Source organism: Ignisphaera sp. (assembly GCA_038831005.1).
Classification (GTDB): domain Archaea; phylum Thermoproteota; class Thermoprotei_A; order Sulfolobales; family Ignisphaeraceae; genus Ignisphaera.
In genome coordinates this window covers 79,920-98,345 of sequence record JAWBKZ010000004.1, presented here as the reverse complement: position 1 = coordinate 98,345, position 18,426 = coordinate 79,920, and the positions used below count along the sequence as shown (strand labels likewise).

The window sequence follows — 18,426 nt, the reverse complement described above, 5'->3', positions numbered from 1 at the left end:
CATTATTGTTTCAGTTCACAGCCGTTTCATCACTATATATTTATTCTTATATTTAGGGCAATTTATGTTCTATCGACTACTATATATGGCATCAAATGTGCTACTAGCCAAATTGATTAAGGTTCCCTCAAAGTTGTTACGTAAGGTTTTTGTGATAAATTATGGAGATGAACTCAATAATATTGTTAGATACTTTCAAAAGGCTTACAGAATGTTTATGAAGGATACAACATCTAAAACAATTATGCTACCTATATCCTGTAATTATCATACCATTAAAAATTACTTTAATGATTACATTCTGTTACCTGGTGGAGCACTATTGCTACTCAGAAGACCCACATTAACTGATCCTTTAGACTTTGCATCATTTATAAAGGATTCAAAGATATGGTTACAGAGATTCAATCTAGTTTCAAAGAAAGACCTTGACTTAATATTTGTTTACGATCCTATGTCTATGCCCCACGTATCAGCAAAATACATACCTACAATAATAATAAATAAATCAGATGTTAATAAACATGCACATATCTGCTTCTCACAATTAGCTCACCATGAAGGCATCATTTCAATAGATGGTATGAACATCCTACTAGGTATATGGAGTAGAAAAGAGATAATTGAAAATACGTTAAGATATATTAGAAATTATGAGGTAATTAGTACATACAATCCTTTCCTTTGTTCAGATCCATTTAGTGAGTTTAATAGTAATTGTAGAATATCTATAGACTACGATAGACGATTTAAATTCATATCAATAGGTGATAATTGTAATTCGAATGTTCTAATAATAGAATTTTTATCATCATATGTTACAGTATTAGAACAATATCTTAACTGTTTTTACTATTTATGGATACCATTGCCTTCAACACAATTTTTGCCATATTTATACAATGGTTCTAGAGATATTATAAAAGTTAAAAAGCTATTGATTATAAGTCCTATAAACAATTTTTCAGAAAAAGGCTCTATAAGTAATGATAGACTATGGATTAATTTAATAAAACGAATAGCAATTTTTGACAAAATAAGCTTGGTTATAGATAACAGTTGATATAGAATATCCTCATCTGATGAAGTATATGAATATATAATCAGTGAGGTTCGAATTCATCATCCCTCAGACTAGAGCACAACATCATATCTATATGGTTCCACCAAGTGCTAATGGAAACAACATTAATACCTTGCATTCTTCCGGAACCTCTTCATCTAGGTAAAGTTGTTTATTATCACATACAACCATTAACTCCTCTTGAACCATCTCAATGTCTATTTGTTTTTTAATAATATTCAAAATAGTTGAAACTTCTCTACTTTCTGAGCATATTTCTAAAGTTTTCTCTCCAATATTTTTAAAACTCACTATCTTAATTGCTAGACATTTCATAACCATTCGCCAGGACAAAGCTTTATACATTATTATCTTTACCCAAATTTTAAATACTATATGTTCAGTTAGGCGTCTTGCTATCATCCCTTGTGGTCCTCTCCGTCACCATTCATCATTATCTATTTAAACATTATTTGATGATATCGATCACGTTATTTTATCTATCACACGACTAATAAACTGATACACCCTCATAGAGGTACAGCTAAAAATGTAAACTGAGTTGATTATCAACGGTTAAATGAGAAAGATAAATTAGACTTCAAAATATATTACAAGTGGGATACGGAATGAAGATTGTTCATAGAGGAGACAACGGATATACAGACATCATAGGTGCTCGCATTCCTAAAGATTCATACATAATAGAATTCATAGGAAGTGTAGATGAGCTTGTATCCTTTCTCGGTATCATAAGATCTACTATAAGTGAAAACGAAGCCTTAAGAGAAATAGCAACAAAAATTAAGAGTATACAGTTAACTTTAATGAAGGTAGCAGGAATAGCAGCAGGAGATCATAGATATAGTGATCTCTTTAGTAAGTATGTTGAGGATGTCGAAAAAGAAATTATTACGTTTAGCAAAATAGTCAATGTTAATCATTGTTTTGTTGTGCCTGGAAGTAGTCTAGAGTCTTCATTGCTCCATTTTGCTAGAACTTTATGTAGATCTGTTGAGCGTAGAGCTGTTGCTTTATTGAGAAACGGTTTGATTAACAGGAACATCTATGTCTACTTAAATAGACTTTCCGATCTTTTGTATGTTTATGCATTGTATGTTGATGCGATTAGAGGAATAGATTTCGAACGTTTAGATTGATATACCGTAGATGATTCTTAAAGCCTCAAAAAAGAATACAGATATTCCGCAGAAGACAGCGATCTTGAGTAGTTTTGTTGCTTTTAACGCATCTTTAGGGTTCAACGACGAAGCCTTTATCAGGGCTATTACTATTATGGTATCTACTCCAGTTACGGTAATGATCAAGTACATGATAGAGTAATTAAATCTGGAATCGAAGTATGGTATAAAGCTTAACATGATTAAGCTAAGAAAGATGCTCATAGAAATAATGAACGCGTTTTTTGAACCTAGCACTGTAGCTAAGGTTTTCACCCCATATTTCTTATCACCTTCTACATCTTCTATTCCTTTGAGAAATTCTCTTCCAATGTTTAATAGAAATGCATACAGACTAGCTATACATACATGAATTGTGATGTTTGATGCCGACCCTCCATAGATTATTGCAAGACTTGTCAAGAAAGCCACAATAATATTACCTAAGAGTATAATCTTTTTCAATCTTTGTGAATAGAGGTAAGAAAGTATGGATGCAACTAACGCTATTAGTGTGTTCAATAATGACACTGAGAAAGAGAGCGCTACACCTATAGCTAGAAGGGCTATAGCTACGACATATGCTGTAGTAGCATCTATTAATCCAGAAGGTATAGGTCTCCAGGGTTTATTTAGCTGATCAATATATCTATCATAGTAATCGTTTATGGCATTGCTTCCGCTACCAATAAGAAATGCTACTGTAAAAAGCTTGATCGTTACTAAAGCATCAATGTGTCTTGGAATACCTAGTACATATCCGACAATAGCGGCATAACCTAAGGCGATCGCGTTACCTATTCTAATAAGTGAGAACCATGATTTCAGAATTCTCGAATACCTCGACATAGTATCTACCTTATAGTACCACAAGGAGAGCTTTCAATTCCCCTACCAACTTACGTTATATGTCTATATAGATTGTATCCATTTCCTAAAGTCACTAAATAGTTCTATCTCTCTCGATCTCCACTTTAGATACTCTATAGGTGACGAAGGATACGATAGATATAGTGCATAGGCTTGATCCATGTATTGCTTTAATTTGTAGAGTTTTGTTAAGAAAGACGGTTTAGAGACTAGCGATACAAACATTTTCAGACGATTAAGTATGGAAACTGATAACTCTCCCTTATAACCAATGTTGTATACTTCATCACCAATAACCAGTTTTGACTTAAATATGAAATTGAAATCGTTATTGCTTAGATGTTGAATAAATATTCTGAGTATATCTAGGGAAGCTTGTTTAGCTCCGTATGATTTATGGTACTCTATATGATACTCCCATAGATTATCCATGGCGGGCTCTCCTTGGGATAACACTTTTGTTACTACTTTTGCTGCAGTGTGTGCACTAATCATTGCAGATCCTATACCTCCTCCATGTACAGGATTGGCTGTAGCTGCAGCATCACCTATAGCAACAAATCCACTCCATACCATACAAGGTATAGGCCTACGTGTAGGTACTAATCCACCTCCGGAATTCAATATCTTAGTTACAGATCTTTGTATTCTAGGTCTTATGTATTTGTCATAGTTCTGCTTTGGATTTCGAGCACCATTTCTCCACTGGACACCCAAGCCTACATTATACATACCTCCTCCTTTTGGAAACAACCACCAATAACCTCCAGGAGCTATGTCAGTATTTATGTATATGTACGCTAAATCCTCTTCTAGATCTCTGATATCACCTTCTATTATCTCTCTGTAGGTAATATTGAAATCTTCTTTAGGTATAGGTTCCGAGACCCACCACTCTTTAGGTAGTTTACTTCTTACGGCTGCTGGTACACCTGTAGCATCAATAACAATACTAGCCCTCATAACCTTTGTATTACCCGACTTGTCTTTAATTAAAACACCCTTGACCCAAGATCCTTCAATAAGAGGGTTTATGAAATAATGTTCAAGATATGGTTCAGCACCGGCATTTACAGCCATTGTATACAGTCTATACCCAAACTTTTGTCTATTTAGAGAATATCCTTTACCATGTACATCCATCATATGTTGTTCATCGGGCGAGACTAGCCTTACACCACGATAAACATTAGTTGCTTCATCGTACATCTTAGGTGGATCTAATCCCAATTCCACAAAATGATGTTCACCTATAGCATCTCCACATACTTTATCGCCAATGTTGTTCTCGTTCTTTATGTCCACAAAAGCTACTTTAAATCCATTCTTAGCTAATGTAAACGATGCAAAAAGTCCTGCAACCCCTGCTCCAACCACAATTACATCATACTTCATTATTACTCACACTTTAAAATCATTGTTGATATACACGGTATTTAAATCTTGTAAAATATTCTAATAATTTGCTCTATCAATATGCTTTATGTATTTTTTCTAAGGATGCAGACAAAATATCCTTCCATTTTATGTTTATGTGGCCATATTCTTATGCACTTCCTTACATCATCATAAAATTTCATACCTCTGTACCAATTTATTCCATCTGATCCTATACCTATATTCGCCTCTTCAATAATAACCTTATCTTTCATAACGTCGATAACTTTAGTAATAACATATTCATTTTCTTCGGGTGCTATACTACATGTTGTATAAACTATTCTACCTCCGGGTTTAGTCAAATTTATTGCAGATTTTAACAACATAATTTCACGAAATACTAACTTAGCTAAATTTTCTTGTGTCGTTTTCATTTTTCTTGATTTATCAAACATTATAGCTCCTTCGGCACTGCATGGAGCATCAAGAAGCACATAATCGAAATCCCTCTCAATCTTTTTAGGAATTCGAATTCCATTCTCTAGTGTAATCATATACGATTTAAATCCCATTCTAAACATGTTTGCTATTAGAGATCTAATTCTATGTTTTGATACATCATTTGCTACAAGCAACCCTTTATCTTTCATCAAAATCAGCATATGTATACTCTTGCCTCCTGGTGCAGCACACATATCTAAAGTTTTAGAACCTGGTTTAGGGTGTAGTACTAGAGGCGGTATTAATGATGCTTGATCTCTATAGACATAGTAAAAACCCTTTAGATATTCATGGAGCGAACCCAACGAAGGTTTTTTAATATCTTTTGTTACTAGAAAACCGTTGCTACACCAATTGATTGTAGTTATAGAATAGCCTAACATTTTCAGTCTTTCAATTAGTATGTCGCATTTAGTTCTCAATATGTTACACAGAATTGCTGGCCTATATTCATAATTTTCGAAAGTATCAAGCAATTCTATTGTTTCTTCAAAACCAATCATATCTATATATCTCTGCACAATGTAAGGCAAATAACCATATTTTCTAGCGAGTTCATTTACATCTCTATTTATGTTCTCTATTTTAATTTCTTTTAGAATTTTACTATAAGTTATGCCATTACCTTCAGTCGCGGGTTCTACGTTCATTTTTCACTCCTTGTAAGCTTCATCATCCTTATGAAACTCTTTATGCCCACCCGCTAATGTAGTTAGGGGGACACAAAAGTTTTACTTAAACTAAAAAATTAAGGTTACATTATTTGATCAAGATTAAATTAATTATAATTATTAACTTAAATTAACGCTCTTTATTTGATAATGTCGTTTTCAAGAAATACATGTAGATAGGTGATGGCTCTAGAGGTTTGCTTCGAAATTCAGGATGAGCCTGAGTACCTATAAAGAAATTATGATTCTTCAGCTCCATAAACTCTATGATCTCCTCATCACTACTTATGCCACTAATTATGAATCCATTCTTTTCAAGCAATTCAACGTACTTATTGTTGACACCATATCTATGTCTATGTCTCTCTACTACAATATCTCTTCCGTAGGCTTCAAAAACTTTCGTCCCTTTTATAAGCCTAATAGGCTTAGAACCCAAACGCATAGTTCCTCCTAGAAAATCTATATTACGTTGCATAGGTAACAGATCTATGACAGGGTGAGGAGTTAATGGATTAAGCTCGCTACTATCAGCATCATGTAGATTAAGTATGTTTCTAGCGAATTCAACTACCATTAACTGGAAACCAAAGCATATACCTAATGTTGGTATGTTATTTTCTCTTAAATATTTTATGGCCTTGATCTTACCCATACTACCTCTTTTACCAAATCCTGGAAGTATTACTGCACAATCCACTTTTCCTATAAGTTCTTCCACACTATAATTGTCATGGTTTTCAAGTTCTGAAGATTCTATCCAATGAAATACTGGTTTTATGCCTAAATGTGCAGAAGAATGCTTAATAGCTTCAATTATACTTATATAGCTATCTTGTAACTTAGTATATTTACCCATCATTGCTATACGTAATTTTATATCAGCTTTCTTAAGTTTTTCCACAAAGTCTAACCATAACGATATATCCGGTTCTCTATACAGTAGTTCAAGTCTTTGGGCTATAAGTAACGGAACTCGTTGCCTATACAATATTAAGGGGACTTCGTATATTGTTTCCACATCATGATTAGATATGACATATTCTTCAGGGACATTACCGTAGAGGGCTATTTTTCTCCGAGCTTCATCACTCAACGGCTTCTCACATCTGGCAACAATCATATCAGGTTGTATTCCTATTCTTCGTAACTCTTGAACACTGTGTTGAATAGGTTTAGTCTTTTGTTCTCCAGTAGTCCTTAGTGTTGGCACTAGTGCCACGTGAATGAAGAATGTGTTTCTATATCCATTTTCTAACCTCATTTGCCTTATAGCCTCAAGAAATGGCAAGCCCTCGATATCACCAACAGTACCGCCAATTTCAACAAGTGCTATATCAGCAGCCTGTTCTCTAGTTACCTCCATGATTGAATTCTTTATCTCATTAGTTATATGTGGAATTATCTGTACTGTTGAACCTAGGTATACACCTTTTCTCTCCTTAGTTATAACAGAAAGGTACACTTGCCCCGTCGTTATATTGTTTTTCTTACTGAGATTTTTACCTAAGAATCTTTCATAATGACCTATGTCTAGATCTGTTTCACCTCCGTCATCTGTTACAAAAACCTCTCCATGAGCATAAGGATTCATAGTTCCGGCATCAACATTAATATACGGATCTATTTTTATGGCAGTCACATTATATCCCATAGACTGAAGTAACATAGCTATTGATGCTGATGTAACACCTTTACCAACTCCGCTCAAAACACCTCCTGTTATAAAGATGTACTTAGTCATGTTCTCTTACTCTCTGAACCTAAGGTGATAGTTACGTTATATGTACACAAATAAAAAGTTAAAGTATGTTGAATACTTTAAACAGTATGCTTAATATTCAAATTCAGTGTTATTCAATAATGATTAGGATGTCAGTAACAATTTTGAACAATTTTGATAAGATAATATTTATACTTTACATGGATAATGCATTTTTACTCTATTGTTCTTGAGAAACTATTTATCATGGCTAAGAATGTTTGAAGATCGGCGAAAGTATTCCAGATATCTCCACTAGATGCATAGGAACATCCTTTCATTCATTAGAAACAGTAACACGCAATGCTAATCCTTATTAGATCACCTTATATTTAAGTAATCCAAGAATTTAAAGGCCTATATGTTATACTCTGGTACTCTTCCCGCTATACCCTAATATGTCGCCCCTTTCCTTATTTACATAATACTTTTGTACAATAATATTGGGAAGTCCAATGGAACTATTATTTACAACATTAATAGCTACAACATTTCTTACTTCATCGATGGCTATTCTAGCTTTGAATCTCAAGCTAAGAAATCGTATGGCATTCAAGGACAAAAGTAGTAAAGGTGATAAAAATATGCGGAGTGAGGAATATGATATCTATAAATCGGTAAATAGTGGTTATGCATACACGGTAGATGTAGGTGATTCTCTTGTTGTAGTTGTCGTAGTGAACAAGAATAACATAGGTTCAAGTTTCCTAAGTATTTTACCAAGCCCTATAGAAGTAAACGCTGAAAACTATAATAGTGAATAACTTTGAATAGATTGATACAAAATCGCAACATACGTTTATCATCTATCATAGCGTTAACAACAACATTTTGCTTACTCATAGAAACGAATGTTTATTTAAAGATCTTTATCATGTTTGTTAGTTACATGTACACAAAGATATATAGTTTCATTGTTAACTTCTTTTCCTTAAATAATGATAGAGTAGTCATTCTAAGGATGTTGAAGATACACCTTTTCACGATATCAGTAATGTACAATTATATCCTAATAAAGCTGGCAAAGGATATAGGTTTTAGCTTGATTAAAACAAGTATGTTTATACTTGCGTTACCATTAGTTCTACAAGCACTATCTACAAAATTAGATTCTATAATGTCCAAAAAATCTATAACGACCATTTCAGATGCCTCAAGCTTTATGTTATTGTTATCAGTATATGTTAACCATATTTATGACTTTAGATTGGAGAATGCAGCATTAATACTTATATTGTCATTGCTAACTCTCTTTACATTCTTGAAAAGATTTCCTCTCCAAGTAACTCTTCCTCCAATCATGGCGTATATATTCGTCAATTCAGGCAATATCTCATTCTTAGCCTTTATGTATGTATTACATCTATCGTATCTTTATGGATACATGAATTCTCTATCTAATCCTAATAATATCTTACCACAACATACACTATCATCACTTTTCCTAATGTTATTATCATTGATTATTTCCCTACTGCTTTTTACTATTACAGGGTTAAGAACATTATTAGTCATTAATGGGCTCATTACTGTGTTGCTAATTACGTTTTTATTGTTATGTTCTTAGCGGCAGCAATGTTCTATACTCTGACTATGTTCGTATAAGGTATGTTCGTATAATTCATTACTCTATATAGTATGGTTTTTAGCTCTGAGGATTAGTAAGGAAAACAACATTAGGTAATTCATAATGGCTAGGATCATCTCTTCCATACTATTTCACCATTCTTTTTCTCTATTCTAATAACTCTGTGAATTGGAATAGCTATGAATTCATTGACTTCGTTACTTACATATATGTAGTTGTTGTCCGCATTCTTTATACAACTAAACGGTATATATCTGTATCCAGTTGTCGTCATTCTATCAATTATCACTATTAGAAATTCCTCCAGAGAATCTCTATGTTTCCAGATGATCCTATTTATTGCCTCTTTGATTTTCACACATAATCTCCTTGATTATTATGTGCAGCTATCTTTTATATCTATCTTGCAATATTCTACAAGATATAAATGCGTAAATGATTTTATTAGGTCATATTCTACAAGACTAGATTCTGATGTACACACAATGTATTGATTATTAGATATAGGTTCACTCATTATAATAATTATAATAGTAACGAATATATTCTTCTCTTAGCTTTAGGCATTGGGTATGGAATTTATGTACAGAGTTGCTAGGATAAATGTTAGTAGTGGAAGCTACACTATAAAGGAGTACAATATTAGCGAAGTATTAGGTCCTATAGATGTAGGCTTGAAGATACATGAAGAACTTGAATCATGGAAATATGACGTATTCAGCCCTAATAATGCCTTAATTTTAGGGGCAGGTCCATTTGCTGGAGGTAAGCTATTTGGTTCACATAGACTTATAGCGTTATTTAGGAGCCCTGAAAGTAAAGGAATACACTTCTCCGCTATGGGTGGGGTAGCGTATAAGTTTATTGGATGCGGAGTTCATGCAGTTTCAATAGAGGGTATGGGTTCAAAGCCCATAGTTATTACAATAGAAGGAAATACCGAGGGTATCGTAAAAGTTAAGTTAGATTATATTGAACTAGAGGAGCTTGAAAGAATATACAGAGGATACGAAGGATATATTGGAGCTTTTGCGCTTATACGTTATCTATTAGATAGGTACCTAGAAACTATACAAACACTAAATGCTAGACCCATAGTAGTAGGTCCAGCTGCATTAAGGACTGTATATGGTGCTATAGTATCTGTCGATATAGATCCTAGCAAGAAGTTGTTGATACATGGAAGAGAAGATTATGCTGCTAGAGGTGGTGGAGGTTCTGTTCTAGCTCAGGCTCATAATGTTGTTGCTATAATAGCTGGTGGAACCTGGAAACCTAAGTTACCTGAAGAATTAAATAATATATCTAATTTGAACGAATTATATAAAAAGATTACAGGAACGGATTTTGTCTCTACTGTAACTAAATCTACAGTAAAGTATCGGTATGATCAATCTATTGGCGCTGGAGGAACGTTTGGTGTAAATTATCCTCATTATAGAGAGCTCCTACCGTTATTCAACTATAACACTATGTACGTACCTAAGCATATAAAGAAAAAATTAGTTGATATGTTGTTAGAGAATTTCTGGTTACCATTTGTTGAAGAAACTTTTGTAAAAAGTAAATCTTGGGAAACGTGTGGTGAACCATGTCCCGCAGCATGTAAAAAGATATGGAGAGGTAAGAAAGTTGACTACGAACCTTTCAACGCTTTAGGACCTTTCATAGGTGTTTTAGATCTAGAGCTAGTGACAAAAGCAGTAGACATAGGCGATCAACTTGGATATGACCTAATAACACTAGGTCATATCGTTGCATGGCTTCTTGAAGCTGTATACAAAGGACTACTAAAGCCGGAAGAGGTAGGCATTGATGATATTCCTTCACTAGACCCTTCAGCATTAAATATCAGCTTGTGGTCAAAGAATATTAGGTTAGCTGAAAAGATTATCTTGAATATATTAGAAAAGAAAACAGATGTATTGAAACTTGTTGCGGAAAAAGGTATTAGAGCTGCAGCTAAAGAATTAGATAACATGTTTAAAGATAGAGTTGAAAAGATTCGTACCAGATTTGAAGACATTGTAGTGTATGTACCCTATGGTGAGGATGGGTATATGACGCCAACGTTTTACTGGTCTCCGGGTGTTGTGTTACCTCTAGTTATTGCAGGAAAGTACTTGACTAATTACACACCAACATTCTCTGAACCAGAAGAATTTGCCAAAACAGTAGCAATAAGGATACTAAAGGAAATGATAATTGAAAATACGGGATTGTGTAGATTTCACAGAGGCTGGTTCGAAAAGAATGCGTCTGATCTCTATAAGCTCTTAGGAATAGATATAGACCTTGATAAGTACGCAAACGAGCTGTACATCAAGATGGCTTTATACAACATAAGATCTGGTGCTAAACCAAGATATATTGAAAGTGAGAAGGTTAAAGATATATTCGTAACGCTCGCTCTCGAAACGAACTCCGTTAACTGGATCTCTAAATTCAACACAGATCGAGAGAACTCTGTAAAAGAATGGTGGAATAGAGCTAGTAAGTATATCGTAGAACAACTTAAACTTCCTCAAGAATGGCTTAATTGATTTACAAATACGAAGCTAATAAAGTAATCTCCAATATCTTAAAATAAAATAATACATAACATACATTATGAGATGAATAAAAACAAGATAGTAAATTTGTGGATAATGAACTTTTAATGTATTACTGATGACAAGATAAAAAGATGTACAACTTTTATAACACATAAACTATATAAAGCAAATAGTATAGTGTATTTTGGGCATGAAACTATGAGCTCAAATGAAAAGAATGTTCCAAAGATTAAACGAGGCATATGGATTGAAGGAGATACCATGTATGTAGCTGGCGAAGAGTTTATAGAGAAAGTAGCAAGTGCTTTGGCGTCTTTGACAAGACTAAGAATTCTTGGACTGATATTTAAGGAAGATGTAGGAATAGAAGATTTAGCTGAAAAACTTAATCAAAGCAAAGCAAATATCAGTACCCATGTAAGAAGACTTGAAGAAGCAAATATCGTTAGAGCCGTGTATATGCCTGGTCATAGAGGTATAAAGAAGCTTGCCAAACCTATGGTTAAGGAAATTAAAATATTGCTTTCAGAGCTCGCTGAAGAAGTTGAGGAAAGGATGAGGGAAGCACCATTACCGCCAGAAGAAAACCTTCAAGAATAAATAAGTCTCTATGTGTAGGACGGCATATTTTATGCTGAACACTTTAGTATTACCATAATTACTTTACTGTGCTATTGTTTAAATATATGAGAGATAATGCTTACCTCAAATATATGATTGTATAATTACTTTATAACATTTATAATTCAAAGTAGCTATATCTACTATTGGTAACCCACGTTAGTATAGTACTATAATCATTAAAGTATGTTAATACACATTTATCCACCTTAGACATACTAATCGATTAGTTTTAGTAAATTAAGTATACAAAGATGTTTTAGTAATAATTTAAATTCTTCAAAAATAATAAAATAAAGTCATATAGTTACATTACGTAAAGCAAGATAACAAAGGAAACTCAAATATAACATTATTTCAATCTTTAAGTAGTGTAATTGTTCTAATGTACCTTATGAGACATCAGCAACACTAAAAGCTATAGGCATCTTGACCTTAATTTAATAATATATAGTTCATATTAAATTCTCTAAAATAAAATAATGAAGTTCGTTTAAAGTCAAGAACATGAAATTAAACAGCAATTGTTCGTATTGTAAATAAAAGATAATTGTAGAGGTCCAGTGATAATGATGTCACATACCGTTTAGAGGATAATCGATGTCAAGAATACAGTTCATTTAATTGATTGGACAAAAATAGAAATGATAAATATGATAAAGGTAGATGTATGTCTAAGTCAATGAAAGATTGGAATCATGACTATATTAAAGATTAGATAAAATGAACTTACATATGGAAGCTTATTTTAACATTAAAGAATCAGTTGCACAGTCTTCTACTATCAAATACCATTTTCATGATTTAATTAAAATTATTCACATGAATATGTATAGGGTAGTAAAGCCCTGAAGTATTTAGATGTTCTAGGGCTTATGAACAACCCTATCTTAATTTCCTTACCTCTGTGATTTCTAATTACGTATACTTTATTAGGAGCTATTGTGATCACCGTATGGGATGTAGGATCTTTAACTTTTACCTCATTCTTGCATACCATACCTTGGTTACCTCCTACAGTCGCTGGAGTTAACATAGGTAGAGGTCTACAATGCATTTAAGTGTCTAGAAATTTTAAGCTTTATTAAGACACAAACAATAAAATTAACTTCACGGATAAGTGAATTGGTGAAAATACTGAAGACTTATTGTGATCTTTATGAGTATTAGATGCTTTATAGCTATAGAAATCGAGAATGATGAAGTACTTAGAGAGATTATAAAGGTTAAAGAAGAACTATCGATAAGAGGTCTAGATATAAAACCAGTTGAAGATGAAAATATACACTTAACATTAAGATTTCTGGGCGGTATATCGCAGAATAGTTTTGAAGTCGTAAAGGAAATGTTATCAAGCTTTAGTCAGACAATTAATAGATTTGAAATTGAGATCAGAGGTCTAGGAGCCTTTCCATCAATTGTTAATCCTAGAGTGATTTGGGTTGGTATTGGAAAAGGTGTTGAAGAATTATATCAGATAAGGAAAATAATTGATCATGAAATATCAAAGAATAAATTATATGATATTCATAAAGATGAACAAGAGTTCCATCCACATATCACATTAGCACGTGTAAAAAGTCTTAGAAATATAGAGTCATTTTACGATTTCTATAAGCACTATAATGATTATTTGTTTGGAGTATCATCTGTTACTAAAATTAAGTTAAAACAAAGTATACTCAGACCTCAGGGACCTATATATCGCGACGTATTTATCGTTAGTCTAAGGTAAGATGATATAATGATGCATGATATAATAATGCCCGATGTGAACAGTATTATCCGCGAGGTTGCTGAGGAAATAAGACCCTCTGATCAGGAGAGAAGGAGGCTTATGGAGATATACGAACGCATAAAGTTTATACTGGAGATATGTTTGTCACGGTGCTTGGATAGAGAGATGGTGGTAACGTTGCAGGGATCTTTAGCTAAGGACACCTTTCTCAGGGGTCAATCAGACATCGATGTGTTCCTGCTGTTTCAGCCACGTAGCGGTACAGGTTATGAGTGGTTCAAGGGGGTCCTAGTTCCCGCCGTTATAGGCTGTTTCAGAGACTACAAGTATACACTGAACTACACTTCTCATCCATATGTTACACTGTATGTTGATGATGTGGAGGTGAATATAGTACCTGCTTTTAGGATTGAGAGCCCCAGCAAGATAGTTAGCGCTGTTGATAGAACCCCGTTTCACACTGAATACGTTAGGAACCGTCTCTCTATGGAGCAGAGAGATGAGGTGAGGGTTCTGAAGTATTTCCTCAAGCAGTGGAGTCTCTATGGAGCTGAAGCCTCTACCAAGGGTTTTTCGGGCTACCTGGTGGAGCTGCTAGTAATAGCGTACGGCACATTCCTCAACCTGTTGAAGAGCTGTACCAGTTGGAGAGCCTACAGAACATGCATAGATATAGAAAACCATTATAGAACCCAGGGGGAGTGTCTAAAGAGGTTCAGAAACGATGTGCTGGTCGTAGTAGATCCCGTGGACTCCAACAGGAATGCCGCGTCTGCTTTATCGTTGAAGAACTTTGCCTTATTTAAGCTCCTAGCGAGGCTGTTCATAGAGAGTCCATCGCGTATGTTCTTCCGGGCCAGTGAGATAGAGGTGTGTAGCGGTGTTCCTGCCGAAGATGTTGTCCGTATACATTTAGAGAGCTACAGAAGCTGTCTATACGGACTAGAGTTCGATGTGGTGAAGCCCATTCCAGATGTTGTGTGGGGTCAGTTGAATAGGTTACGCAAAACTATAGCGAATACCCTTAGGTCCCAGGGAATAGGCGAATCGGTGCGGGTGGATTCGTGGATCAATAGAGCCTTAACGAAGGCTATAACAGTTGTAGAGGTAATCTTCTGCAACAAGAGGTACGCATTACATAGGGGTCCCTATGCATATGATACCCATAACGCTCTAGAGTTTCTGGTCAAGAACAAGAGCACAGGGATGGTTTCCTGGATCGACGACGATGGAAGGCTCTATACCTTCAGAATGATCGACACAAACATAGAGAAGATAATCATGGATACAGTCTCGAGATCTTCGCCAACAAGCTTGAGACCAACAAAGCTCCTAGACCTAGGAAACAGAGAAACCCTGCAGATAGTGGATCCTGATTTCAAGAAATGGCTGAAGGAGTTTCTGGAAGGAAGCTCCATCAAAAAAATTATGAGATTACTTGAAGATCTTGATCTCAATTCTTGATATATCGACCATTTTTTCTAGAATTTTACCACAACTAGGACATGTACTAGCTATTCGTACAATAAGCTCTGAAGGTGAAGGAACTCCATAATAATCCTGTCCGGCCCTCAAAAAGGTGTATATAATTGCACCACATTTTGTACATCTATAGACTACTGGCATGAGAGACCACACCGAAACTTCTCTTAAGAAGATTAAGAGGGGTTTGATATTTATACCTGGACCCAAGTAATACTCAGATAATACCCAAATTAAGTTATGGATGAAATACTTCATTCAGATTTTTAAAATCAAATTGACGGTGAGACCCGGGGTACACTAATTACTATATTGCTGAAAAGCAATTTAGTAATATCATTTAGAATAGACTATTCGTAATATTAGAACAGTATCTAAGGATAGATAGTGGGGCCGCCGGGATTTGAACCCGGGACCACCAGCGATCCGGGCGGGAAACACCCCAGGCTGGCATCCTAGCCAGGCTAGACGACGGCCCCACACAGGTTGATTCCTAAAGTTAGTCACCAAAAAATTAGGATATTAATTTTTATTATGTCAAAATTATATAGCCAGTTATATCTTTACGATCTTTATTTCAGCAGCTGAAGAGCATTTTTCCATCTCTTTTTTCCATAAAATTGAAGGAGTCCACATAATCCATGCTGGCACCTTCTTTATGAATTCGTAGGCTTCGTCCCAATCATCTAATCCAAGTTCTTCCGCTAACTTTTCTAGGCTTGTTTCTGTTCGTACATAGGTATTCAATATTTTAACAATTTTTTCATCTAAATTTATTTCTTTATCACCAACTTTTACTACGTACTTACGACATATACTCATTTATTGTACACCATTGTTTTTTGAAGTACATAATGTTATAACTTGAGATATGATTTTAACCAATATATATAAGCCTTAGAGAAACGTTAAAAACGTTCTTGATCATGTGTAAGATCATAAAGTGAGCGCATAACATTCTTCCCTAGCTTTATAAACTATACCTTCTCTACGCATTCTACTTAAAGTCTCCTCAACAAGTCTTTCATCAATGTTTCTCTCCTTAGCCTTTACAACTATATCACGTATTTTGGCGCATCCATCGGATTTTGATAGATCTCTTATTATTTCTTCTACTATTAACATTCTCTCTCTCTGAGATTTGGGTTGCCCGGTCATTATGACATCTATGTCGACTTCTCCCCTCTCTACATCAATTCCAACACTTTCAAGCATACTCTTCATAAGTCTTATGGCTTCAGCTGCATCTTCTTCTGTTACCTCGTGTTTTAAAGCCATTTTAGCATGAGCTTCAGCTAATCGTATTAGTGCTTCAAGTTGTCTAGCTGTTATAGCTATAGGTGATTCCGGTACCTCTAAACTCTTCTTCCTCATTTCAACAAAGAAGTTCTCTATAATTCTCCTAGCTTCTTCTGTTAATTCAGGTCTCACATATTTTCTCGCATAAGCTATATACTTCCTCAATAGTTCTACATCTATTAATGGTTTTATTTCTTCATATTCGCTATGTGTAACAGTTATATGTCTTGCAAGTTTTAGGTCCCTATTTGCGGTTGGTATATCCTTAATAACGAATATCAAGTCAAATCTTGAGAGTATTGTTGGAGGTAAGTTAACATTATCTGATATCGATCTATTCGGCAGATACCTACCGTATCGTGGGTTACCTGCAGCCAATACAGAAGTACGAGAGTTCAATCTAGCTACAATACCCGCTTTAGCTATAGATATCGTTTGCTGTTCCATTGCTTCATGTATTGCAACTCTATCTTCTTCCCTCATTTTATCTATTTCATCAATACACGCAACACCACCGTCAGCTATTACCAAGGCACCAGCTTCAAGATAAAACTCTCCTGTCTGTTTATCTCTAATAACTGCTGCTGTAAGTCCTGCAGCTGTAGCCCCTTTACCTGTTGTATATATTGCTCTTGGAGCAATACGTGCAACATATTGAAGTAATTGAGATTTTGCTGTGCCAGGATCACCTATTACCAGAACATGAATATCGCCCCTAATTCGTGTACCATCTTTCAACTGTTTTAGATTACCACCGAAAAGCATTAACGCTATAGCCTCCTTAATATCCCACATACCATATATGGCTGGAGCTATAGATGCTATAATTTTTCTTCTGATTAACGGATCATGTGCCAAATATAGAATCTTCTCTTCATCTTCTTTCGTTATCTCTATCTCTTCTAACATTCTCTGAGATACTATTATATTGTTGGCATCTATGAACATGGCATAGATACTTCTCGTTCTTTTGCTCTCTGGAGTCCTTATCTTTGGTATACCAATAACTGTTACCCTATCACCAGGTCGTGCTACATCGACAAGATCATCATATACATCAACTTCAATAGATCTAGGCATTCTACCTGCGGGCATCTCTTCTGGGCGTTCTTGAATAACAAGACGTTGAAAATCTCTATACTGTGATTTTTCTACAATTAATCTCCAACTACCACCAGTTTTTCTGCAATATGGACATTGTATTGGTTTTTCAATTACTTCTCCAATAACCTGCTCCACAACCTCGTTACCACATTCATGTCTAAATATGGCTTTCACTATCTTCTGAATTGGCGGTGTAGCTCTAACTACGATACCTTCAATGGCTATCAGTTTTCCTATATATACGCTTCGTAAATCTCTTATCTTCACTACTAATGATGAAGGTATATCTACAAGTCTGGGCACAATGTAATGTATCTTGTCTAGATATTCTGGTATTTCTAATTCAATTATTTTTCTAAAAATCTCACTAAGTTTGTTTAGTGATTGTTCAGGATTTCTAGAAATGTAATCTGCAAGTTCTGTAGAGAAACTAAGTATATCAGTAAAGCTAACCTCAATACTAGATTTGTTTTCTACTAAAATTCTCTTTAAAGAATTCACATATTTAGGTTTTCCATCACCATCTTTATAATACTTAATGAATTCTTCAATCATAGATAGATAATCAATAATGTGTGAAGAAACGGCTCTATCTAATTCTTCCATAACTT

The 18,426-nt window shown here is 34.6% G+C and carries 17 protein-coding genes and 1 tRNA gene; 7 read left to right on the top strand and 11 right to left on the bottom strand.

Annotation, left to right across the window (positions count from 1 at the left end):
* Positions 1-64 precede the first annotated feature (64 nt).
* Positions 65-1,063 (top strand): hypothetical protein, encoded by a 999-nt coding sequence (locus QXK50_05420; GenBank protein ID MEM2008603.1) that lies wholly within the window; start codon positions 65-67, stop codon positions 1,061-1,063.
* Positions 1,064-1,153: 90 nt separating this feature from the next.
* Here QXK50_05420 and QXK50_05415 read toward each other — a convergent pair whose 3' ends face one another.
* Positions 1,154-1,399 carry a hypothetical protein gene (locus tag QXK50_05415; GenBank protein ID MEM2008602.1) on the bottom strand — a complete coding sequence of 82 codons (246 nt, stop codon included), beginning with the start codon at positions 1,397-1,399 and terminating at the stop codon, positions 1,154-1,156.
* Between the two features lie 293 nt (positions 1,400-1,692).
* Here QXK50_05415 and QXK50_05410 point away from each other — a divergent pair, with 293 nt between their 5' ends.
* A complete protein-coding gene (locus QXK50_05410; GenBank protein MEM2008601.1) occupies positions 1,693-2,223 on the top strand; it encodes a cob(I)yrinic acid a,c-diamide adenosyltransferase in 531 nt (176 codons plus the stop codon).
* On the opposite strand, the gene QXK50_05405 is transcribed toward QXK50_05410, so the two are convergent.
* The 4 genes from QXK50_05405 to QXK50_05390 all read right to left on the bottom strand — a co-directional run bounded on the left by QXK50_05405 (position 2,215) and on the right by QXK50_05390 (position 7,410).
* Positions 2,215-3,093: a geranylgeranylglycerol-phosphate geranylgeranyltransferase gene (locus QXK50_05405; protein MEM2008600.1), complete on the bottom strand. Its 879-nt coding sequence runs from the start codon at positions 3,091-3,093 to the stop codon at positions 2,215-2,217. The genes QXK50_05410 and QXK50_05405 overlap by 9 nt on opposite strands.
* 63 nt (positions 3,094-3,156) lie before the next feature.
* Positions 3,157-4,509, bottom strand: coding sequence for an NAD(P)/FAD-dependent oxidoreductase (locus QXK50_05400; protein MEM2008599.1), 1,353 nt, complete (start codon positions 4,507-4,509; stop codon positions 3,157-3,159).
* Between the two features lie 86 nt (positions 4,510-4,595).
* Entirely contained in the window at positions 4,596-5,645 is a 1,050-nt protein-coding gene (locus tag QXK50_05395; protein MEM2008598.1) for an RsmB/NOP family class I SAM-dependent RNA methyltransferase, read from the bottom strand.
* A 151-nt stretch (positions 5,646-5,796) separates the two neighbouring features.
* Complete coding sequence (locus QXK50_05390) at positions 5,797-7,410, bottom strand: CTP synthase (GenBank protein MEM2008597.1); 1,614 nt, start codon at positions 7,408-7,410, stop codon at positions 5,797-5,799.
* Between the two features lie 473 nt (positions 7,411-7,883).
* Between QXK50_05390 and QXK50_05385 the strand changes: the two genes are divergently transcribed.
* A complete protein-coding gene (locus tag QXK50_05385) occupies positions 7,884-8,192 on the top strand; it encodes a hypothetical protein (GenBank protein MEM2008596.1) in 309 nt (102 codons plus the stop codon).
* Positions 8,193-9,128: 936 nt separating this feature from the next.
* On the opposite strand, the gene QXK50_05380 is transcribed toward QXK50_05385, so the two are convergent.
* The gene (locus QXK50_05380; protein ID MEM2008595.1) at positions 9,129-9,374 is read right to left on the bottom strand and encodes an RNA repair domain-containing protein; all 246 of its coding nucleotides are present in this window, start codon (positions 9,372-9,374) and stop codon (positions 9,129-9,131) included.
* A gap of 223 nt (positions 9,375-9,597) precedes the next feature.
* Between QXK50_05380 and QXK50_05375 the strand changes: the two genes are divergently transcribed.
* A complete protein-coding gene (locus tag QXK50_05375; GenBank protein ID MEM2008594.1) occupies positions 9,598-11,559 on the top strand; it encodes an aldehyde ferredoxin oxidoreductase N-terminal domain-containing protein in 1,962 nt (653 codons plus the stop codon).
* 210 nt (positions 11,560-11,769) lie between these two features.
* Positions 11,770-12,171, top strand: coding sequence for a winged helix-turn-helix domain-containing protein (locus tag QXK50_05370; protein MEM2008593.1), 402 nt, complete (start codon positions 11,770-11,772; stop codon positions 12,169-12,171).
* 835 nt (positions 12,172-13,006) lie between these two features.
* Here QXK50_05370 and QXK50_05365 read toward each other — a convergent pair.
* Positions 13,007-13,192 carry a chromatin protein Cren7 gene (locus QXK50_05365; GenBank protein MEM2008592.1) on the bottom strand — a complete coding sequence of 62 codons (186 nt, stop codon included), beginning with the start codon at positions 13,190-13,192 and terminating at the stop codon, positions 13,007-13,009.
* Positions 13,193-13,351: 159 nt separating this feature from the next.
* On the opposite strand from QXK50_05365, the gene thpR reads away from it, so the two are divergent.
* Positions 13,352-13,927 (top strand): RNA 2',3'-cyclic phosphodiesterase, encoded by a 576-nt coding sequence (gene thpR / locus QXK50_05360; protein ID MEM2008591.1) that lies wholly within the window; start codon positions 13,352-13,354, stop codon positions 13,925-13,927.
* Between the two features lie 9 nt (positions 13,928-13,936).
* Positions 13,937-15,394, top strand: a complete 1,458-nt coding sequence (gene cca / locus QXK50_05355; protein ID MEM2008590.1) for a CCA tRNA nucleotidyltransferase — start codon at positions 13,937-13,939, stop codon at positions 15,392-15,394.
* On the opposite strand, the gene QXK50_05350 is transcribed toward cca, so the two are convergent.
* From QXK50_05350 to QXK50_05335, 4 genes are all read right to left on the bottom strand, one after another.
* Complete coding sequence (locus QXK50_05350; protein ID MEM2008589.1) at positions 15,365-15,556, bottom strand: hypothetical protein; 192 nt, start codon at positions 15,554-15,556, stop codon at positions 15,365-15,367. The genes cca and QXK50_05350 overlap by 30 nt on opposite strands.
* A gap of 244 nt (positions 15,557-15,800) precedes the next feature.
* Positions 15,801-15,891, bottom strand: a tRNA-Pro gene (locus QXK50_05345).
* Between the two features lie 76 nt (positions 15,892-15,967).
* Positions 15,968-16,234, bottom strand: a complete 267-nt coding sequence (locus QXK50_05340) for a hypothetical protein (GenBank protein MEM2008588.1) — start codon at positions 16,232-16,234, stop codon at positions 15,968-15,970.
* 114 nt (positions 16,235-16,348) lie between these two features.
* Positions 16,349-18,421, bottom strand: coding sequence for a minichromosome maintenance protein MCM (locus QXK50_05335; protein MEM2008587.1), 2,073 nt, complete (start codon positions 18,419-18,421; stop codon positions 16,349-16,351).
* Positions 18,422-18,426 lie beyond the last annotated feature (5 nt).

Coding starts and splice junctions, on each gene's coding strand:
- QXK50_05340 (MEM2008588.1), bottom strand. CDS start 16,234: ATGAGTATATGTCGTAAGTACGTAGTAAAAGTTGGTGATAAAGAAATA.
- QXK50_05400 (MEM2008599.1), bottom strand. CDS start 4,509: ATGAAGTATGATGTAATTGTGGTTGGAGCAGGGGTTGCAGGACTTTTT.
- QXK50_05390 (MEM2008597.1), bottom strand. CDS start 7,410: ATGACTAAGTACATCTTTATAACAGGAGGTGTTTTGAGCGGAGTTGGT.
- thpR (MEM2008591.1), top strand. CDS start 13,352: ATGAGTATTAGATGCTTTATAGCTATAGAAATCGAGAATGATGAAGTA.
- QXK50_05405 (MEM2008600.1), bottom strand. CDS start 3,093: ATGTCGAGGTATTCGAGAATTCTGAAATCATGGTTCTCACTTATTAGA.
- QXK50_05335 (MEM2008587.1), bottom strand. CDS start 18,421: ATGGAAGAATTAGATAGAGCCGTTTCTTCACACATTATTGATTATCTA.
- QXK50_05350 (MEM2008589.1), bottom strand. CDS start 15,556: ATGCCAGTAGTCTATAGATGTACAAAATGTGGTGCAATTATATACACC.
- QXK50_05385 (MEM2008596.1), top strand. CDS start 7,884: ATGGAACTATTATTTACAACATTAATAGCTACAACATTTCTTACTTCA.
- QXK50_05410 (MEM2008601.1), top strand. CDS start 1,693: ATGAAGATTGTTCATAGAGGAGACAACGGATATACAGACATCATAGGT.
- cca (MEM2008590.1), top strand. CDS start 13,937: ATGATGCATGATATAATAATGCCCGATGTGAACAGTATTATCCGCGAG.
- QXK50_05375 (MEM2008594.1), top strand. CDS start 9,598: ATGTACAGAGTTGCTAGGATAAATGTTAGTAGTGGAAGCTACACTATA.
- QXK50_05420 (MEM2008603.1), top strand. CDS start 65: ATGTTCTATCGACTACTATATATGGCATCAAATGTGCTACTAGCCAAA.
- QXK50_05395 (MEM2008598.1), bottom strand. CDS start 5,645: ATGAACGTAGAACCCGCGACTGAAGGTAATGGCATAACTTATAGTAAA.
- QXK50_05415 (MEM2008602.1), bottom strand. CDS start 1,399: ATGAAATGTCTAGCAATTAAGATAGTGAGTTTTAAAAATATTGGAGAG.
- QXK50_05370 (MEM2008593.1), top strand. CDS start 11,770: ATGAGCTCAAATGAAAAGAATGTTCCAAAGATTAAACGAGGCATATGG.
- QXK50_05365 (MEM2008592.1), bottom strand. CDS start 13,192: ATGGTATGCAAGAATGAGGTAAAAGTTAAAGATCCTACATCCCATACG.